The organism is Paenarthrobacter sp. 10L412 (genome assembly GCF_056395565.1).
This window is the reverse complement of the sequence record NZ_JBFTJT010000003.1, coordinates 126,791-144,379: the sequence shown is the minus strand read 5'-3', so window position 1 is coordinate 144,379 and position 17,589 is coordinate 126,791. Positions and strand designations below refer to the sequence as shown.

Annotated in this window: 17 protein-coding genes; 1 reads left to right on the top strand and 16 read right to left on the bottom strand. The window is 62.5% G+C overall.

Annotated elements, in window-relative coordinates; all coding sequences use genetic code 11:
* Positions 1-99: 99 nt before the first annotated feature.
* The 4 genes from AC1DD7_RS03975 to AC1DD7_RS03960 all read right to left on the bottom strand — a co-directional run bounded on the left by AC1DD7_RS03975 (position 100) and on the right by AC1DD7_RS03960 (position 2,367).
* On the bottom strand, positions 100-444 hold the full coding sequence (locus AC1DD7_RS03975; protein ID WP_477513896.1) for a hypothetical protein: 345 nt from the start codon (positions 442-444) through the stop codon (positions 100-102).
* 90 nt (positions 445-534) lie between these two features.
* Complete coding sequence (gene uraH, locus AC1DD7_RS03970; protein ID WP_431116739.1) at positions 535-876, bottom strand: hydroxyisourate hydrolase; 342 nt, start codon at positions 874-876, stop codon at positions 535-537.
* Entirely contained in the window at positions 873-1,382 is a 510-nt protein-coding gene (uraD, locus tag AC1DD7_RS03965) for a 2-oxo-4-hydroxy-4-carboxy-5-ureidoimidazoline decarboxylase (RefSeq protein ID WP_477513895.1), read from the bottom strand. Before uraD ends, uraH begins: the two co-directional genes overlap by 4 nt.
* 154 nt (positions 1,383-1,536) lie before the next feature.
* Positions 1,537-2,367, bottom strand: coding sequence for a phosphatase PAP2 family protein (locus AC1DD7_RS03960; RefSeq protein ID WP_477513894.1), 831 nt, complete (start codon positions 2,365-2,367; stop codon positions 1,537-1,539).
* A 176-nt stretch (positions 2,368-2,543) separates the two neighbouring features.
* Here AC1DD7_RS03960 and AC1DD7_RS03955 point away from each other — a divergent pair, with 176 nt between their 5' ends.
* Positions 2,544-3,638, top strand: a complete 1,095-nt coding sequence (locus AC1DD7_RS03955; protein ID WP_477513893.1) for a pyridoxal-phosphate-dependent aminotransferase family protein — start codon at positions 2,544-2,546, stop codon at positions 3,636-3,638.
* 317 nt (positions 3,639-3,955) lie between these two features.
* Here AC1DD7_RS03955 and AC1DD7_RS03950 read toward each other — a convergent pair whose 3' ends face one another.
* From AC1DD7_RS03950 to AC1DD7_RS03895, 12 genes are all read right to left on the bottom strand, one after another.
* Positions 3,956-4,375, bottom strand: a complete 420-nt coding sequence (locus tag AC1DD7_RS03950) for an ATP-binding protein (protein ID WP_477513892.1) — start codon at positions 4,373-4,375, stop codon at positions 3,956-3,958.
* Positions 4,368-4,700: an STAS domain-containing protein gene (locus AC1DD7_RS03945; protein ID WP_431116731.1), complete on the bottom strand. Its 333-nt coding sequence runs from the start codon at positions 4,698-4,700 to the stop codon at positions 4,368-4,370. Before AC1DD7_RS03945 ends, AC1DD7_RS03950 begins: the two co-directional genes overlap by 8 nt.
* Positions 4,690-6,651: a glycosyltransferase family 2 protein gene (locus AC1DD7_RS03940; RefSeq protein WP_477513891.1), complete on the bottom strand. Its 1,962-nt coding sequence runs from the start codon at positions 6,649-6,651 to the stop codon at positions 4,690-4,692. The genes AC1DD7_RS03945 and AC1DD7_RS03940 overlap by 11 nt, the downstream gene beginning before the upstream one ends.
* A 19-nt stretch (positions 6,652-6,670) precedes the next feature.
* Complete coding sequence (locus AC1DD7_RS03935) at positions 6,671-7,840, bottom strand: PP2C family protein-serine/threonine phosphatase (RefSeq protein WP_477513890.1); 1,170 nt, start codon at positions 7,838-7,840, stop codon at positions 6,671-6,673.
* 179 nt (positions 7,841-8,019) lie between these two features.
* On the bottom strand, positions 8,020-8,490 hold the full coding sequence (bcp, locus tag AC1DD7_RS03930; RefSeq protein ID WP_442003267.1) for a thioredoxin-dependent thiol peroxidase: 471 nt from the start codon (positions 8,488-8,490) through the stop codon (positions 8,020-8,022).
* An 81-nt stretch (positions 8,491-8,571) separates the two neighbouring features.
* The gene (locus AC1DD7_RS03925; RefSeq protein ID WP_477513889.1) at positions 8,572-9,339 is read right to left on the bottom strand and encodes a winged helix-turn-helix domain-containing protein; all 768 of its coding nucleotides are present in this window, start codon (positions 9,337-9,339) and stop codon (positions 8,572-8,574) included.
* A gap of 10 nt (positions 9,340-9,349) precedes the next feature.
* Positions 9,350-10,699: an allantoinase AllB gene (allB, locus tag AC1DD7_RS03920; protein WP_477513888.1), complete on the bottom strand. Its 1,350-nt coding sequence runs from the start codon at positions 10,697-10,699 to the stop codon at positions 9,350-9,352.
* Entirely contained in the window at positions 10,692-11,861 is a 1,170-nt protein-coding gene (locus tag AC1DD7_RS03915; protein WP_477513887.1) for a glycerate kinase, read from the bottom strand. The genes allB and AC1DD7_RS03915 overlap by 8 nt, the downstream gene beginning before the upstream one ends.
* A 19-nt stretch (positions 11,862-11,880) precedes the next feature.
* Positions 11,881-13,656: a glyoxylate carboligase gene (gene gcl / locus AC1DD7_RS03910; RefSeq protein ID WP_477513886.1), complete on the bottom strand. Its 1,776-nt coding sequence runs from the start codon at positions 13,654-13,656 to the stop codon at positions 11,881-11,883.
* A gap of 134 nt (positions 13,657-13,790) precedes the next feature.
* Positions 13,791-14,756, bottom strand: coding sequence for a 2-hydroxy-3-oxopropionate reductase (locus AC1DD7_RS03905; protein WP_477513885.1), 966 nt, complete (start codon positions 14,754-14,756; stop codon positions 13,791-13,793).
* 60 nt (positions 14,757-14,816) lie between these two features.
* The gene (locus AC1DD7_RS03900) at positions 14,817-15,620 is read right to left on the bottom strand and encodes a hydroxypyruvate isomerase family protein (protein WP_477513884.1); all 804 of its coding nucleotides are present in this window, start codon (positions 15,618-15,620) and stop codon (positions 14,817-14,819) included.
* 584 nt (positions 15,621-16,204) lie between these two features.
* On the bottom strand, positions 16,205-17,401 hold the full coding sequence (locus AC1DD7_RS03895; protein WP_477513883.1) for a YopA family protein: 1,197 nt from the start codon (positions 17,399-17,401) through the stop codon (positions 16,205-16,207).
* Positions 17,402-17,589 lie beyond the last annotated feature (188 nt).

Below are 17,589 nucleotides of genomic sequence, written 5' to 3'. Positions count from 1 at the left end.
CCCGCTCCGGCTTTGTGACCCCACGAACAGGCCTGATTCGGCCAAAATGCGGTGTGTCTCACAGCAGTACCCCCGAAAGAGGCGAGTCGGCTGCCTTACTTAGCGGCCGCCGTCGTGCTCTGGACCCTCGTCCGGGACCGAATCCGGGACGGCCTCCACTACGGCACGCTTGGACCGCTTGACGCTGATCCGGTCCAGAACCAGGGCGAGGATCGAGAACAGGATGACGCCTCCGGAAACGCAGGCCACCAGGAAGAAGCCGAAGACGGTGCTGGCGTCGAAGGCCGGGTCCGCGGGACGGCCGTACGCGATGAAGGCGGCGGCGATTGCACCCACAATGGCACCGAGAATCATGAACGGAACGAACTTGGGTGCCCGGCGAACTGTGATTTCGCGGCGGGCAGTGCCATTTCCGGATTGGGCGTTGGTGTCCTCAGAAGCCATGCCTTCAAGCCTACCGTTCCTCGCCGAGGTGGCAGTTAATGCCAATGTCTTCGCCAAACATTGACATTAACTGCCACCTCGGCGAGTACTTCAGCTGCCGCGGTACGTCGAAAACGCGAACGGGCTCAGTAGCAGCGGCACGTGATAGTGCTCGCCGGCGTCCGAAACCGTGAAGTTCAAATCCACTTCCGGGAAGAACGTTTCCGTGCCGAGGCCCTCGTAGTAGGCACCTGTGGCAAAGTTCAGACGGTAAGCGCCGCCCGGAATCCGCTCCGGACCGAGGTCCTTGATACGGCCGTCGGCATCGGTCTCGCCCTTTGCGATCAGAGTCCAGTTATCGCCTTCGCGGACGTAGAGTACGACGGCGACCCCCGCCGCCGGGCGACCGGAACCGGTATCCAGGATGTGCGTGGTTACCTGTGAAACACTCATGCATTTTCTCCTTCGCTGATCACGCCTGAGAGTCGCAGCAATGCGATCTCCCGCAGCTGGCCAGCCACAATTGCGTCTTCTTCTTCGGGGGTGTGGGTGAGGCGTTCCTGAAGGGAACTCAGGATCTCCTGCGCGCTGCGTCCTGCCGCGCGGATCAGGAAGACCCTGCCGAACTTCTCTTCGTAGGTGCGGTTCCCCTCGGCGAGAGCGGCAGCTGTGCCGTCGTCGCTGGGGTCCACTCCGGATTGTTCCGAACGGGACATGGCCGCCTCGGTGGTCTGGGCCTTGGGTCGTTCGCCGATCCGGGGGTGGTGGGCGAGCGCGGACTCCACCTCTTCCGGCGTGAACGGCTCGGCGGCTTGGCGGGCCTGCCCCAGCAGTTCGTCGACGCTCGTGAAGGGTCGGGCATCGGCGACGCCCTCAACCCAGCGGGTGATGTCCAGACAAGGGGTCAGAGTCCTGATGGCCTCGTCCCGGTCAACACTGTTGAATACTGCAAGCTCCATGCTTGTCATCCTCGTGCAAATGCTGGCATCCATGGTGTGGGCTATGCGGAACTCCTGCCTTTCAGCAGGAGGAAGCTTGCTTCTCATTGCTTCCGCATCATGGAACTGTTATTTCAGCATACGTAAATAGTTAAGCCGAGCACTTGGGCTGGTGTCAAGAGAGTATCGTGTTCGAGCGCCGCGTTCTGACAGTGAGGTAGAGGCGGTGGGCCGTAATAACCAAGGCAAGCCAGGCTATCCCGAGAATCCACGCGGCCAGGACATCAGTGAGCCAGTGGTGCCCCAGGTAGACGCGGCTCAACCCCATGGTTGCGGCGAACGCTGATGCAACCACGACGGTGATGATTCTGGCCCTGGCCGTCTTGAGGCGAAGAATGATCAAGTAGGCAACGATTCCTGCAATCACAATTGAATTCAGGGAGTGGCCGCTGGGGAACGATGCCGAGTGCTCGTAGGGCGGAATGGCGTCGGCGAGGTCCGGGCGGGTGCGGCCAAACAACGGCTTGCCCAAAATGGTCATGAGGAGTGAGCCCAGGCCTGCTGTCAGCATCAGGATGACAGGAGTCCAAGAGCGGCGCTTCGTGGCCAAGACGATCATGATCCCTACCGCGATGATGGGCATGCCAACCGTGCCGCCAATATTTGTGTAAGCCGTGACAGTGAGATCCAATGCAGGCGAGCGAACGGTCTTGGCGGCGTCAAGGACCGGATGGTCAAGGCCCGCGACCCCGTCAGCTTCCGTGACTGACTCGTAGACCTCGCCAAAAGCCACTGCGAGGGACACGGCGATGACAAGTCCCACCGCCAACGTGATGATCAGCGCGGCATAAGGGCCCAGAAATGCGGTGATCCGCTGGGCGGCTCCCGCCAGGACACGGCCTACCGGGGATTTCCACCGTGTAAGGTCCTGGCCTGCGACGAACCGGTCCTGGGTTACCTCGCCGCGGATGCCCTTCTCTGGCTGCTCTTTTCCTTCAGTCGTCACCCTTGTCCCCTCACTGTGGCGGCTGTCCCCTTACCGTGGCGGCTGTGCCCTCGCTGTGGCGGCCTCCGTATTGGTGAGTAACCTTAGCAGTTTGGGCTTGGAGGCTCGTGCGTGAGGCTCGCCCCGAACCTCACGCTGGGGCAGAATGACGAGAACCAGCTGAAGGAGTTTCGCACATGCCAAACATACTGACGTCCAGGTTCCTGTTCGGTCCCGGTCCGAGCAACTGCTACCCCGAGGCCATGGCCGCGCTTGCCTACCCGGTGCTCGGGCATTTGGATCCGGTATTCATTGAACGCTTGGACCGTACATGCGAGGGTTTGCGGGCTGTCTGGGGTACTTCGAATGCGCGCACGCTCCCGTTGAGTGCCACAGGTTCTGGCGGCATGGAGGCCGCTTTCGTGAACACCGTGTCCGACGGCGACGTGGCAGTGATCGCTGTCAACGGACTTTTTGGGGCGCGAATGTGTGAGGTCGCGCGGCGCTGTGGGGCAACTGTTGTCCGGGTCGACCACGAGTGGGGCCAGCCGGTGGATGCAGATCGTGTGCTCTCGGCGCACCCTCATCCGAAGGTGATTGCGGCCGTCCATGCTGAAACGTCGGTTGGCGTCCTCTCCGACATCGCTGCTCTGGGCTCCGGCAAGGGCGATGCCTTGCTGATCACCGACGCCGTGACGTCCATCGGCGGACTAGAGCTTTTGGCAGACGACTGGGGGATCGACGTCGGATATGCCGGGACTCAAAAGTGCCTGGGCGTGCCTCCGGGGCTTTCGCCGTTCACCGTGTCCGACCGCGCGTTTGAGCGTCGCGTCAAGGATCCGCGCTCGTGGTACCTGGATATAGGCCTGCTCGGCGGCTACGTCGGGGCTGCCAGCGGTGCCCGTACGTACCACCACACGGCGCCGGTCACCATGATCGCCGGTCTCGAAGCCGCGCTCGACCGCATCCTCGCCGAGGGGCTCGACGTCGTCCAAGCCCGGCACCGCGCTGCCGGCGCTGCCTTGCAGAGCGGACTGCAGGAGATGGGACTCGAGCTGTTCGCCGCTGAAGGCGCCCGACTACCAAGCCTCACCACGGTGAAAGTGCCCGACGGCGTCAACTCGGCTGCCGTCCGCGCTTACCTTCTGGAGAACTTCAGCATGGAGATCGGTTCCGGCGTGGGCGAGTTCGCGGATACGGTCTGGCGCATCGGAATGATGGGACCGAACGCGAACAGCGCGTCCGTGACCTTGGTGCTGGGTGCACTGAAAGAGGCCATCGACAAGGCGTAAGTGAGAGAACGTTCCGGGAAATCGGCGATCATGTGAGAGAACGTCAGTACTTCGGATGCTCTCTCAGATCGTGACCGGTTTGGACCGATGTTCTCTCAGATCGTGACTGGTTTTGGCCGGTGCTCTCGCAGATCGTGGTCGGTTTCGGCCGATGTTCTCTCAGATCGTGATCGGTTTGGGTGGATGTTCTCTCACATACCGACGATCAATCGGTGGAACTTCCAGTCAGCCCGCTGGAACAGAACACCCCACGCCCGCGATCCAGACGCGGGATGTGAGAGAGCATCGCTGGAAAGGCCGATGGATGTGAGAGAAGGTCAGGTTTCGCGGGTCAGGATCCACGTGTTGGTGCCGTCCTGGCGTTCGAAGGTCACTGTTGTCACCAAGGCTTCGATGAGAGCAAGACCGCGTCCGGATTCGGCGTCCTCGTCCGGCATGTTGGCCTGCATGTCTTCGGCGAAGGGCTCGCGGGCGTTGTAGGCGCTGACGCGGGCTTGTAGGCGGGTGGGCCGGACGCTGATGTCCACACCGATCTCCACGGGCTTCTCGGCCACGGGAAGGGCATGTTGCACGATGTTGGCGGCGGCCTCAATGACGGCGGTGGTGAAGGTCATCCGGTCCATGTCCGGGACGAAGGAGGCGTCGTCCCACAAGGCATCAAGCTCGGCATGGATGGCTTCTATTGCTTCTTCGTTGGACAGACCGCGGAATCCCCTGCGTGCGATGACCTCAGTCATTTCCGAACGCCTCCTCGGCTGAGGAGTACGCGGTGAGAACACGGTCCATGTTGGTCAGTTCCAGGACCATCTTGACCTGCGGCTGCACGCCCGAGATCCGCAAATCGCCGCCTGCCTGACGAGCCGCTTTGAGGCAACCGATGAGGGCTCCGAGGCCGGAGGAATCCATGAAGTCGGTTTCTTCAAGGTTCACCACAACGCGGCTGGATCCACCCGCCACAACCTCGGCCACTAGTTCGCGCAGCTTCGGAGCGGCCACCATATTCAACCGGCCGACGCTCTTCACCTCCGCGTAGGAGTCTTTGACCTCGTAGCTAAACTGCATCAGCATTCCTCTCTTCGGAGACTTCAGGAACAAATCCCTTGTACAAAACAGCCTTGACCAGCACGCTGAGGACCACCAGATCGTAAGCTACCCACGCTACGTTCACCAGGGTTCCGAGGGGCTCCGACAGGCCGGAAAGAAGCCGCGCCAGCCCAACAACCAGAGCAACGGCCAGCAACACAGCAACGATGATCTGCGGACGAATCAGGCTCCAACTGGGGCCGCCACTCTGCCGGGCTTTGGGCGTGACGGCAAACCCGAGGGCACGGCCGAACCAGACGTTGCGTGCAGCCGTCGTGCAGGCCTTGATCCAGGTGGGGAACAGGGCGAGGCTGTACTGCTGCCCGCGCCAGGTGGGGATCCCGTGGCCAGCGATGACGAACAGCATCTGGTTTACCACCATGAACGGGATGAAGCGGGCGAAAAACTCGAGGCTCAGGCTGCTGACGGGGAGGATGCCGAGCGTCAGGTAGATGATGGGTGCCGCAAAGTACACGACGGCCGCGAAGCCGCTGAGGTAGCTCCACATCGTGGAGAAGTACATGAGCCGCTGGCCCCACGCGAGGCGGCGTTGGACCAACGGGTTCTCGCGCAGGAGGACCTGCATGGTGCCTTGGGCCCAGCGAAGGCGTTGGGTCAGCATGGTTTTGATGTCCTCGGGAGCCAGGCCGTTGGCGAGGACTTCGTGGTGGTACACGCTCTTCCAGCCGAGGGCGTGCAGGCGCATCGCCGTAGCCATGTCCTCAGTGACGGAGATGGTGGCCAAGGGCATGATCGGCTGGGCTTCGTCGGTGCGTTCCACGGAGATGGCGTCCAGGACTGCGTGAACGGACTCGAGGGCGCCCAGCGGAGACCAGTCGCGTCCGGACATGCGGTCGACGGCGTCACTTGCCACTGTCGTGACGCCAGACTCGCCGACGTGGGCCAGTTCCATGGCAGCGATTTCTTCGAGGTCGGATTGGAGCGCTGAGAAGTCGGCGGCCACGAGCGTGCGAACGGCGTCGTCCACTTTGCGGCGTACGCGGTACGTGATTTCGCTCAGGGATGCCCCGGCTTGGAGCTCCTGCTGGGCACTTTCGGTGGCGGCTTCCACCTCGTTGAGCATTTGCTCCACCAACGGGTTCTCCGCCTCTGCCGACCGCCGGGCCTTCTTGATAGCGGAACGGGAGGCAGCCAGGGCACGGCGCACACTCTTCTCCGTGGCCTTGACATAGCCCACCAATCCAAGCTGCATGAGGGCTTCCCTGCGCAGGATCGCATTGGAGCCGCAGAAGAACGCCGCGTTCCAGCCGTCCTTGCCCTGCTGGATGGGCCCGTAGAAGAGGGGCGCCTGGCTGCCCAGGGGATCGTCGGCGGGAACGTTGATGAAGTACTGGGGCGTCTGCACCAACGCCACGCGGTCATCGTTGAAGTAGCCCAGCGTCTTGTCCAGGATGTCCGGTTCGGGGATCTGGTCGGCGTCGAGAATCAACAGGTACTCGCCCGACGTGACCATGAGCGCGTTGTTCAGGTTGCCGGCCTTGGCGTGCCGCGGCATGTCCGGCGTCCAGTCGGCGCCGCGGGTTACGTAGCCGATCCCGTTCGACTCGGCGAGCTCGCGCATCTCGGGGCGGTCGCCGTCGTCGAGAATCCAGGTACTGTGCGGCCAGCGTATGCCCTTGGCGGCGAGGGCGGTGGTCATCACCAGGTCCAGCGGCTCGTTGTACGTGGTGATGAAAACGTCCACCGTCGCGGTATCCGGCGCCGCGGGCGGTGGCTTGCGAACCTTCAGGTTCCAGACCGTCAGGCCGAATAGCATCACGTCAATAAGGCTGTACGTCTCGGCAATCACCAGCGGAACAGCGATCCACCACGCTTCCCAATTCAGGGAAGCCAGCCAGCGCCACGCGACGTAATTCACGCCCAGAATGACCGTTAGGACAACACAAAGCCGAGTCCAGAACCGCGTCACGTTCCCCCCTTTTTTGTGGCTAGTACTGGATGGTCTGAGCTACTCCGCTGTTGGTGCCTCCCGGGCCAGCATCACGGCCAACCTCGCGCTGGCGGTGAACCACGACGGCGGTCACGTCATCTTCCGCTGTGTCTGCCGGTGCAAGCTCCAGCAGGGCAGCACAGACCTCGTCCGAGGTGCCCCTGCTCCTCGCCGCCTTCTCTACGTTCCTCACGAACTCTTCAAGTGAATCGTGAGCGTCGAGGACGCCGTCGCTGACGATCACAAGGGAATCGCCCGGCTCCAGCTGCAGGTCTGCTGCCTGCCATTGCTGTCCATCCATGATCCCGACAGGTGGCCCGGCGGATACCAATCTCCGTGCCGCCCCCTCGGCCGGAACGTGCAGAGCGAGTCCATGACCGGCGTCGATATAGCTGAGCTTGCCCGAGGCACTGTCCAGGCGAGCATGGAACATGGTCACGAAGGACCCGGACTGGTCCAGATCGGCGGTGAGGGTGGCGCTGGCGGACTCGAAAGCATCAGCAATTCCCGGGGTGTCCGCCACCGACCGCATCACGGCGCGGACGGTGGCCGCTATCAAGGCCGCGCCCATGCCCTTGCCCATGGCGTCGGCGAACGTCAGGTGCATGCCGTCGCTGGTCTGGTACCAGTCGTAGAAGTCCCCACCCACGCTGCGCGATGGGCGGAAGGCTCCAGCGACGTCGTAATCCTTCAGCCGGACAGTTTCCTGCGGGAGGAGGCTCGTCTGCACAACCGCAGCGCGGGCGAGTTCGTCAGTCTGGCGGGTGTCCTCGGCGGGTGCAGCGGGTGTTCGGGCCCGGCGGAAAAGTGCACGGATGCGGGCCTGCAGTTCCTTGGGGCTGAACGGCTTGTTGACGTAATCATCCGCTCCGGTGTCCAAACCGTTGAGCCGGTCAATCTCGTCGGCACGGGCGGTGAGCATCAAGATGTAGGCGTCCGAGAACTCCCGCAGGCGACGACAAACTTCCATGCCGTCGATGTCCGGGAGGTTGATATCCAGCGTCACCAGTTCGGCGTTGGTGTTACGGACGGCCTCGACGCCGGAAAGACCGTCGGGCGCTTCCGTCACCACAAAATCGAGCTGCTCAAGGACCAAAACGAGGAGGCCACGGATATCGGCGTCATCTTCTACGACTACAGCATGGCGAGGGGACGCGGTTGAGACCATGGCTCCATTAACTACTGCCGCGGGCCTTTTGTCACGTTTAGTAAAGAGACGTGTAACGCCCGCTCACAATCGTGGGCGGGCGTTACAAAATTTGTGCAGTTATGTGCGAGAGGGATTCCCTTAAAGCCTCAGGATATGAGAGAGAATCCGCCCGAAATGCTGCAGGAAGTGAGAGAGGGTTAGACGCCCAGCAACTCTTCCTTCAGGGCCTGGACGTGGCCCTGCGCAGAAACCTGGTACTGGGTGAGCTTGACGGTACCTTCGCCGTCGAGCACAACGGTGGAACGGACCAAGCCTTCGACGATTTCGCCGTCAACAAGCTTCTCGCCCCAGGCACCGTAGGCGAGGGCTACTGCATGGTCCTCATCGGAGAGCAGCGGGAAGGTCAGCGCAAATTCACCAGTGAACTTGGCGAGGGCCTCGGGGGCGTCCGGGGAGATCCCGATGACGTCGTAGCCGTTGCCCTGCAGGCTTGCGAGGTTGTCGCGGAAATCGCAGGCCTCGGTGGTGCAGCCGGGGGTGGCTGCCTTGGGGTAGAAGTACACAATGACGTTGCGTCCGCGGTAATCGGACAGCGAGACCTTGGTGCCGTCGGCGTCGAGCAGCGCGAAGTCAGGTGCTTGCGTTCCGACGAGGAGTTTCTGGGTCATGGCGATCCTTTGCGTTTCACCGGCACGCAGCCGGCATTGGTCATTCAAGAAAACGGATTGTCTAAAGACAGAACAGCGAAGTCAGATGCTGTATTCCGCAGGTCCGCGCACCGTGGCATATGGGCCTGGCACGAACTGGTAGCCACCACCACGAACGGTGGCGACAGTGTGGCGGGCGCTTCCGAGCTTCCGCCGCACCCTTCCAACATAAACGTCAATGGAGCGAAATGCAGCGCCGGGGAGGTCAAATGACTCCAGAAAACGTTGCAATTCTTCACGACTGATGGCCCGCGAGCAGTTCACCACGAGGTAGCGCAGCAGCTTGTATTCCATGCCAGTAAAGGCAACCGGCTCCCCGTCGAGCAGCACTACTTCAGCGGCGAGGTCGATTGCAAGTTGACTACGACGCCCGGCCAACATGACGGGTTCGACGGCGGTGCTGCCGCCGCTTGTGGTCTGGCCCCCGCCAACGGACTTATCACCCTCGCGTATGGAGGTGATTCGTCCGTTGGAGGGGGAATTTCCGTCAGCGAGAGCATCGGCGAGTGACAGGGAAGGGTGGGTACCGGCGTCGGCGGCTTCCTGCGGAGTGCCGCCCCAGGAAGTATCGCCGACACCGGAGTGTTCTGCCCCGATGGCGGGCCAGATGCGGACTTCCGCCTCCGGGGCAAGTTTCATGGCACGGGCCAGCACAAGGCGTGCCGCCCGTTCCCAGACTGCTGGATCCATCTCGTCGCCCTCGGCCGGGTTGACCCAGAGGGCGAGGCCCCGCGCGCTGACTCCGGGGCGCCGGCCCGGAACGCCCCTGAGCGGACGCATGGGCGGGGGCCCGTAGGCACTGACTGCCATGACGGTTGACCTAAACGTTGCCGCGGCGGAGCAGCTTGCCGCCGGGGTTCTGGCCGTCGATCGCGGTGCCGCGCAGGTACGTCTTGCGAACGACGCCGGCCAGCGGACGGCCGTCGTACGGCGTGATCGGGTTCTTGTGCTTGAGCTTGGTGACGTCCACAACGAAGGCCTCGTCCGGCGCGAAGATGGAGAAGTCGGCGTCGTAGCCCAGGGCGAGCTGGCCCTTGGTGTGCAGGCGGGCCAGGGCAGCGGGCTTCTCGGCCATCCAGGACACGACCTGTTCCAGTGGGATGCCGCGGTGGCGGGCTTCTGTCCAGATGAGGGACAGGCCCAGCTGGAGCGAGGAAACGCCGCCCCATGCCACTGCGAAGTCGCCGTTTTCCAGGTCCTTCAAATCCAGTGTGGAGGGGGAGTGGTCCGAGACGATGCAGTCGATGGTGCCGTCCTGCAGGCCCTTCCAGAGGAGCTCGCGGTTGGAGGCTTCGCGGATGGGCGGGCAGCACTTGTAGGCCGTGGCACCGTCGGGGATCTCTTCGGCCATGAGAGTCAGGTAGTGCGGGCACGTCTCAACCGTGAGGTTGACGCCGTCGCGCTTTGCTGAAGCGATCATCGGCAGCGCGTCGGAGGAGGAGAGGTGCAGGATGTGGGCGCGGGCGCCGGTCCAGCGGGCGCGCTCGATGACCTCGGCGATTGCCTTGTTCTCGGCACCGCGGGGGCGGGAGGCGAGGAAGGTTTCGTAGTGGTCGCCGCCGGGGTGCGGGGCGCGGTCGATCGCGTGGGAGTCCTCGGCGTGCACGATCATGAGGGAGTCGAAGGACTTGAGCTCGGCCATGTCCTCTTCCATCTCATCCGCGTCCAAGTGCGGGAACTCGTCCACGCCGGAGTGCAGGAGGAAGCACTTGAAGCCGAAAACGCCTTCATCGTGGAGCGGGCGGAGATCCTTCTTGTTGCCTGGGATGGCGCCGCCCCAGAATCCGACGTCCACGAACGCTTGGTCCTTCGCGACGACGCGCTTCTGCTCCAAGCCGTCCACGGTGGTGGTGGGCGGGATGCTGTTCAGCGGCATGTCGATGATGGTGGTCACGCCACCGGCTGCTGCGGCGCGGGTGGCGGAGGCGAAGCCTTCCCACTCGGTGCGGCCGGGCTCGTTGACGTGGACGTGCGTGTCCACCAGGCCGGGGATGAGGGTTTCGTCGTCTGCGAGTTCGATGACCTCGTTGCCCGTCAGGCCGTTGCCCAGGGGTTCGATTGCGACGATGATGCCGTCGCGGATACCAACTTCGCGGGCTGCGAGGCCGGCGGTGGTCAGGATGCGCTGTCCCCGGATAACGAGGTCATAGGCGCCGATTGCTTCAGACATTGAGGTACTCCTTGTTTTCGGTCCGTTCCGCCAGGTACACGCCTATGTGCTTACCTAATTGTTCAAGCAACGGACCGGCTTCAGCCATACATTTCTGGACATCAGTTTCCATGTCGGTCAAAGCGTGGACCGTGTGGAAGCCGGCATCCGTGAGTTGTTCCCGGCTCAGGGTACTCCGGCCGCAGACTGCGATCACGGGGACCCCGGCCTTCTGTGCTGCGCGCGAGACGCCCATGGGGGTCTTGCCGAGCAGGCTTTGTTCGTCCAGGCTGCCCTCTCCGGTGATCACCAGATCGGCGCCTTTGAGCCTCTGTTCAAGGTCAGTGAATTCAAGCACGACGTCGATACCCGGCCGCCGCTCAGCCTTCAGTGCCGCTATCGCAATGTAACCAACACCGCCTGCTGCTCCGGCGCCGGGTGCCTTCGCGGCACTCCTGGCTTGCTGGCCGGTGGTTGCTGCGAGCACGTCCACGAAGTGGCTTGCTGCTTTGTCGAGTTCGGCAACGTCGTCCGGCGTCGCACCCTTCTGCGGACCGAAGATGGCTGGGGCGCCACTGGCCCCCAAAAGGGGATTGTCGACGTCGGACGCCAAGACGAACTCCGTTGCCTCGATGCGGACGTCGAAGTTGGAGAAATCGATGGTGTTCACCTGTGCCAATGCAGCGCCGCCGCCGGGGAGCTCGTTGCCGTCCTTGTCCAGGAACACGGCGCCGAGGCCCTGCAGGACTCCCGCGCCGGCGTCGGTGTTGGCGCTGCCACCGACACCCAGGATGATCTTGCGGCAGCCGAGGTCCAGCGCGGCGCGGATGAGTTCGCCGGTTCCGATGCTGGTTGCCGTTTTGGCTGTTTCAGATGTGGGGCCGTCCGGGAGGAGGGCGAGGCCGGAAGCAGCTGCCATTTCGATGACCGCTTCCTGGTCCCGTACTGCGAAGTCTGCCTTCACTGGCTCGCCCAGTGGGCCGGTGACGGTGGTGGTCCGGCGGATGAAACCGGAGCCGATGGCGGCGTCGATGGTTCCTTCGCCACCGTCGGCCACCGGAATGCGTGTTGCCTCGAGCCCGGTTTGTCCGAAGCCTGCCAGCAATCCTGTTGCGAGATGCCTGGCGACGTCGGGCGCGGACAGCGAGCCCTTGAATTTGTCCGGGGCGATGACAACACGCATTCCGGTGCCTCCTTTTCCTTTAAGCCTTGGTCAGGATCGCGGTCGGAGCGTCCGCCGCGGTTTCTGCCAGCTCTTCGAACTCGTTCACGCCGTTGATCTCAACGCCCATGGAGATGTTGGTGATCTTTTCCAGGATCACTTCAACAACCACGGGAACCTTGAACTCGCCCATCAGTGCCTTGGCCTTGTCGAAAGCGGCCGGCAGATCGTTCGGGTCCTCAACGCGGATGGCCTTGCAACCCAAGCCTTCGGCAACCTTGATGTGGTCAACGCCGTAGCCGTTTGTTTCCGGACTGTTGATGTTCTCGAAGGCCAGGGAAACGTTCTGTTCCATGTTGAAGCCGCGCTGCGACTGACGGATCAGGCCCAGGTAGCTGTTGTTCACCACAACGTGGACGTACGGCAGGTTGAACTGTGCGCCCACGGCCAGTTCCTCGATCATGAACTGGAAGTCGTAGTCACCGGACAGGGCAACAACAGTGGCGTCCGGGGTTCCCCTTACTACGCCGAGAGCAGCCGGAGCGGTCCAACCCAGCGGGCCGGCCTGGCCCGCATTGATCCACTTGCGGGCACCGAACACGTGCAGCATCTGTGCGCCGGCGATCTGCGACAGGCCAATGGTGGACACGTACGTGGTGTCGCGGCCGAAAGCCTTGTTCATCTCCTGGTACACGCGCTGCGGCTTGATGGGCACGTTGTCGAAGTTGGTCTTGCGGTGCAGGGAGCCCTTGCGCTCCTGGCACTCGGCAACCCAACCCGAGTAGTCCGGCAGTTCGTTTGCGGCTTTACGCTCGCGTGCCAGTTCCAACAGTCCGTCCAGCGCCGCACCGGCGTCGGACGCAATGCCCAAGTCCGGCGAGAACACGCGACCGATCTGCGTCGGCTCGATGTCGATGTGAACGAACTTGCGGCCGGCAGTGTAGGTGTCCAGGCCGCCGGTGTGGCGGTTGGCCCAACGGTTGCCGATGCCGATCACGAAGTCGCTCTGCAGGAACGTCTCGTTGCCGTAGCGGTGCGAGGTCTGCAGGCCAACCATGCCGGCCATCAGCTGGTGATCGTCCGGGATGGTGCCCCAACCCATCAACGTGGGGATAACCGGAACGTTCAGGATCTCGGCCAGCTCAACCAGCTGAGCGGATGCACCGGCGTTGATGATGCCGCCACCGGCAACGATCAGCGGGTGCTTGGCAGCGGTCAGCAGGTCCAGGGCCTTTTCCAGCTGCTTGCGGGAAGCCTTGGGCTTCTCCACCGGCAGGGGCTCGTAAGCGTCGATGTCGAACTCGATCTCGGCCATCTGAACATCGATGGGCAGGTCCAGCAGAACCGGGCCCGGGCGACCCGAGCGCATCAGCTGGAAAGCCTTCTGGAAAGCGCCGGGAACCTGGCCCGGTTCCAGGATGGTCATGGCGAACTTGGTCAACGGCTTGGCGATGGACTCGATGTCCACAGCTTGGAAGTCTTCCTTGTGCAGCTTGGCAACCGGTGCCTGGCCGGTGATGCAGAGCATGGGGATCGAATCGGCCTGGGCTGCGTACAGGCCAGTGATCATGTCCGTGCCTGCGGGGCCCGAGGTGCCGATGCAGATGCCGATGTTGCCATCAGCTGCGCGGCTGTAGCCGTCAGCCATGTGGCTGGCGCCTTCAACGTGGCGGGCCAGCGTGTGGCGGATGCCGCCGTGGGCACGCATTGCGGAATAGAAGGGGTTGATCGCTGCGCCTGGCAGGCCGAAAGCCTCTGTGGCGCCTTCCTTTTCCAGGATGGCGACTGCCGCATCAACGGTGCGCATCTTAGCCATGGTGTACTCCTTGTTTTTTGCCCTTGCGGGCGAAGACTGTGGTGTTTTTGGGTGTGGTGAGGGAGCCGCCGTCGTTTAAGTACGACGGCGGGTTCCCTACTTTTCGTTTCTGTTGGCGCCTTAGCGCCGGGCTGCTACTTGCGGCCGCTGAGCTGGAGGACCTGCTTGAAGAGGCCCGAGTGGTCGAGGCCGCCATCGCCCTGGTTGACGGTTGCGGCGACCAGCTGGGCGACGACTGCGCCGAGCGGGACAGCGACGTTGGCCTCGCGGGCTGCGGAGGTAACGATGCCGAGGTCCTTGTGGTGGAGGGCCAGGCGGAAGCCGGGGTCGAAGTTGCGGTCGAGCATCTTCTGACCCTTCTGGTCGAGGACCTTTGAGCCGGCCAAGCCGCCGCCGAGGACCTTCAGTGCTGCGTCGGTGTCTACGCCGTAGGCCTCAAGGAAGGCGATGGCCTCGCCGAGGACCTGGATGTTGACGGCCACGATCAGCTGGTTGGCTGCCTTGACGGTCTGGCCGGAGCCGGACGGGCCGACGTGGACGATGGTTTTGCCCACTGCGTTGAGGACATCCTGTGCTGCCTCGAAGTCTGCTGCTTCGCCGCCGACCATTATGGACAGGACGGCGTCGATGGCGCCCTGTTCGCCGCCGGATACCGGTGCGTCGAGCGGGCGGATGCCTGCCTTTGTGGCCTCGTCCGAGAGGCGCTTGGCGACATCCGGGCGGATGCTGGATGCGTCGATCCAGAGGGTGCCCTTCTTCGCGTTGGCGAAGACGCCGTCCTTGCCGCTGACAACACCCTCAACATCGGGGGAGTCCGGGACCATGGTGAGGACGACGTCGGCGTCCTTGACAGCGTCCGCGATGCTCGTGGCGCCCTGGCCCCCCTCGGAGACGAGCTTGTCGATCTTGTCCTGGCTGCGGTTGAAACCGGTGACCGTGTGGCCGGCCTTGACGAGGTTGATGGCCATGGGGAGGCCCATGATTCCGAGTCCGATGACTGCAACGTTGCTCATTGTGGTTCTCTTTCTGGGGAAGTCTGTGTGTGTGTCTGTTTCCCGGGCGTGTTTTAACCCGGCTGTGCTTACCCAACTAGGTCGCATTAGTGCGCGTTTTGAGGGTTCTAAACGTGCTCTGCTGCTACTTAGTTGGGAGCCCGGTGCTTAGTTGGCGTTGGCGCGCTGGCGGATGGCCCAGCTGAAAGCCGATTCCTGCGGTTCCTTGTACTCGAGGCCGATGTAGCCGGCGTAGCCGAGTTCGCGGCTGCGGGCGATCCATTCACCGAGGGGGAGCGTGCCGGTTCCGGGAGCGCCGCGGCCGGGGTTGTCGGCGATCTGTATGTGGCCGAAGTCCTTGGCGTGGTTCTCGATGACAGATTCGACGTCGTCGCCGTTGACTGCCAGGTGGTAGAAGTCGGCGAGGAGCTTGATGTTCTGTGCACCGGATTCTGCCTTGACTCGGGCGATGACCTTGAGTGCGTCTTCGGCGGTGAGGAGCGGGTACTTGGGTGCGCCGCTGACCGGTTCGAGGAGGACCGTGCCGCCGATGCGGGCGACGCCGGCCGCTGCGGTTGCGAGGTTTTCGGCACCGATGGCGTCCTGCTTCTCGGCCGATTCGCCGTCGATGCGGTTGCCGTAGAGGGCGTTGAAGGCCTTGCAGCCGAGGCGCTCACCGATGCCGGCGACAACGTCGATGTTGTCCTGGAACTCGGTGGAGCGTGCAGGCCAGGAGACCAGGCCGCGATCCCCGCCAGGCATGTTGCCGGCGTTGAAGTTCAGACCCGTGAGCTGAACGCCGGCGTCCTTGATGGCGTTCTCGAATTCGGTTACTTGTGCGTCGGTGGGGACGGAGGTCTCGAAGGGCCACCAGAACTCGACGGCGTCAAAACCGGCTGCCTTCGCGGCGGCGGGGCGCTCGAGCAAGGGCAGTTCCGTCAGGAGGATGGAGCAGTTCACTGTGTACGTCATCGTAGGTCCTTCCGAGGAGGGGCTTTGATCTATCTTCGGGGGTGCTTGGCTGCTGCCTCGATGCTTGGCTTCAGTTTCCGCTTTGTGGAATTTAGATTCTGCTTTATGAAAAGTCTAGAGAAGGTGGGAGTGGGAGTCAAGGGGGTGCGTGGGGAGGCGCTGGTTTGGGATACCAGAAGCTGGTTTGCTAAGGACACCGATTCAGGGATGGAGCATGGGCATTCGTTCTGGTGGTGGAGGGTGCCCTGCATGATTGGTGACTCCTGGTGATGCCGAGGCCGTTCGACGCACCGTGACCCGGCAGCACTTACTAGTGGAGCCGTAAGGCGAATGCGGAAAGCAGGGCCGGCGGCCCCGAACGCCATCAAGGCCGTCCTCATCGGGAAGGGACCGGTTCCGTAGACACGCAAGGGGCAGGATTTCAAATCTCGACGGCACTGCTCCTAAATCCGTTGAAGCGTCGTCGGCCGACATCGGCGAAGGCTTGACCCGCCGCCCCTTCGTTGATCGCGGAAATGAAGATGGTCCAAGTTTGCGCGCGGTCTCATGCACTCGGGGACCAGATCCAACAGCAAGACGGAGAACTAAGATTCCGTGGCAGAATTGCCGGTGGACGAAGAGGGCTGTGATGGACCCAGCCTCCATGGGACGAGTTCGGATTCGCCTTCCCATCCGTGGACACGTGTACGGTCCGAGACTTGACCCTCATAGCCAACATAGTGGAGAAGCAGTAGATCGAGATATTTGCGGGCGAGGCGGGAAGCTTCTGCAAGTAGACCTGGCCGGTCGTAGAGGTCCTCGGTCCTCTTTGGATGCGTAAGACGATCTCTGATCTCTGCGATTACTTTGGCCCCATCACACAGCTGGAAATCATTAGCGTATTGGGCCAAGAGGGGTGTTCTCTCTGTACTAATTTCAATCGGGATGCGGGCTCTTCTGAGCATCCGACGGATCCGCCAGGGGGCGCCCTTTCGTCGCCAAGTTTCTTCTGTAAGAACATCACAGCTGACCTCTGTGATCCATGAAAGTTTTTCAATTGCGGCAAGGCTTGTCATCAACCGCTGTTCAACGAAGACCCCTTCACCTGCCGCCAAAGCGGAGCTAACAAGAAATGACAGGTGATGTCGTTCGTCGGCGACGTCCCAACGAGAAACCCACACTTCCAAGAACGACCACAAGTCCTGTGGTCGGTGAGAAACCCACCATCGGCCAGAACCCATCATTGGCGGGTCGATGTGCCACGACGCCCAGGAGGACCAGACCGCTTCTCCTCGGTCAGTGAAGCCCACGGGGAGGACCGGGGCGGTCCACCTACTCAAGGCGAAGCTCATGCCGAATTGCAATCCAACGAGGAACGCGGCAACCTCCGAGGAGGAAAATAGCGCTCCGTCCGCCCTCCTGACCTCCATTAAGTGGGTATTGACGCTGAGGTAGTCGGTCTTGGCGCTTCTGAACACCTCTGCAAGGTTAGGGCGAGCGTCGATTCGACACTTCCACGATCCAAGCTGCAGGACATGCCTGCCGGACCATTCCACTGATCCGCCGTCCTCAAACGATTGGCGGAGCATCTCAGTCAAGGGGATGGGGGGCAAGTTAGCCCAGTGCACGAGAACTCGCTCCAGGCCTTCATGAACGTGGTCTGATTCTGACGGATTCATCACAATGCCGCGCCCGTCCGATGTGTGGAACACGCGTAGCAGGACTTGGCGATTGAGAAACGTGAACATGAGCCCCTCCGGTTCCTCTCCCGTGCCGTCTTCCCTCGCGTCATCCCACTCCATTTCCTGCTGAGGATTTAGGAGCCATAGGAGACGCGATCCAGCGCGCAGGGTGAGTTGGATCCTCCCTTCTACTGGACGACTGGCGCGAGAACCCACCCGATACTCAATCGGGCCATCGAACAACGTGAAGGTGTCCGACGGAGGGGACCACGGAATGATCGGATTGAGAGGCGACGAGGAACTAGGCA